This window comes from Variovorax sp. 20P10.2.4 (assembly GCF_058244205.1).
On the sequence record NZ_JBZAYE010001080.1, the window covers coordinates 1 to 1,516 of the forward strand.

A 1,516-nucleotide genomic window follows, 5' to 3' on the forward strand; every position below is an offset into this window, starting at 1 on the left:
CCTGCCGTTCGAGCATCGCCGGCAGCGTGCGTCGCGCGGGCGGCAGCGGGCCCGGCTCAGTCCTCATCGTGCGTGCCCCCGCCGAGGTAGGTGGCCTGCACGCGCGGATCGCAGGCCAGGTCCTGCGAGGCGCCATCGAGCGCGATCTCGCCCGTTTCCAGCACGTAGCCGTGGTCGGAGCTCTCGAGCGCGGCGCGCGCGTTCTGTTCCACCAGCAGGATCGACACGCCGTCCTCGCGCAGCTTGCGCACGATCGCGAGGATGTCGCGCACGATCAGCGGCGCCAGCCCGAGGCTGGGCTCGTCGAGCATCAAGAGGCGCGGCGAGGACATCAGCGCGCGCCCCACGGCCAGCATCTGGCGCTCGCCGCCCGAGAGCGTGTCGGCGCGCTGCGCGCGGCGTTCGGCCAGCCGCGGGAAGCGGTCATACACGCCCTGCAGCCGGCTCTTGAGCACGCTGCCGCGCAACCGGCGCGAGAAGGCGCCGAGCTGCAGGTTGTCGAGCACCGAGAGTTCGCCGAACAGCTCGCGCTTCTCGGGCACCAGGCACAGGCCGCGCTCCACGCGCGCCTCCACGTCGAGGCCATGCAGGTCCTCGCCCTCGAAGCGCAGCACGCCCTTCGAGGGCAGCAGGCCCATCGCGGCCGCGAGCAGCGTGGTCTTGCCGGCGCCGTTGGGGCCGATCACCGAGACGATCTGCCCCGGCCGCATCGCGAGCGACACGCCGCGCACCGCGTCGACCTGGCCATAGGAAACGTGCAGGTCGCCGATCTCCAGCATCGGGGTCGCCGTACTCATGCCACGCTCCCCAGGTAAGCCGCCTGCACCCGCTCGTCGGCACGCACCGCGGCCGGCGCGCCTTCCACCAGCTTGGCGCCGAAGTTCATCACCACCAGGCGGTCCACGAGTTTCATCACGAAGTCCATGTCGTGTTCGACGATCAGAATGGTCACGCCCTCGTCGCGCAGCTTGCGCAGCAGCTCTCCCAGGGCCATCTTCTCCTTGCGGCGCAGGCCGGCCGCGGGCTCGTCGAGCACCAACAGCACCGGGTCGGCCGCGAGCGCGCGCGCGATCTCGAGGATGCGCTGCGTGCCCAGCGGCAGGCTGCCCGCGAGCTCGTGCGCGCGATCGCCCAGGCCGATGCGCTCGAGCTGGCGCTGCGCCTCCTGCAGGATCTGCCGCTCCTCGGCGCGATCGAGCCGCAGCCCCGCGCGCAGCACGCCCGAACGCGTGCGCGAGTGCGCGCCCAGCGCCACGTTGTCGAGCAGGCTCATCTGCGGGCGCAGCTTCACGTGCTGGAAGGTGCGCGCCAGCCCGAGCCGCGCCACCTCGCGCTGCGGCATGCCGGCGATGTCCTGGCCCAGGAAGCGCACGCTGCCCGAGCTCATCGGCAGGGTGCAGGTCAGCAGGTTGAACATGGTCGACTTGCCGGCGCCGTTGGGCCCGATCAGGCCCACGATCTCGCCGGCCGCCACGTCGAAGCTCACCTCGTTGACTGCCACCAGCCCGCCGAAGCG

At 72.0% G+C, this 1,516-nt stretch carries 2 protein-coding genes; both read right to left on the reverse strand.

Annotated features, from left to right (window positions below; genetic code table 11):
• Positions 1-56 precede the first annotated feature (56 nt).
• A complete protein-coding gene (locus AC27VN_RS41245) occupies positions 57-797 on the reverse strand; it encodes an ABC transporter ATP-binding protein (RefSeq protein ID WP_208512752.1) in 741 nt (246 codons plus the stop codon).
• A partial coding sequence (locus AC27VN_RS41250; protein ID WP_490880481.1) for an ABC transporter ATP-binding protein occupies positions 794-1,516 on the reverse strand: 723 nt, incomplete at its 5' end. The genes AC27VN_RS41245 and AC27VN_RS41250, both read right to left, overlap by 4 nt.

Excerpts from the sequence above, each read along its gene's own strand:
- AC27VN_RS41245 (WP_208512752.1), bottom strand. The coding sequence starts at position 797 with ATGAGTACGGCGACCCCGATGCTGGAGATCGGCGACCTGCACGTTTCC.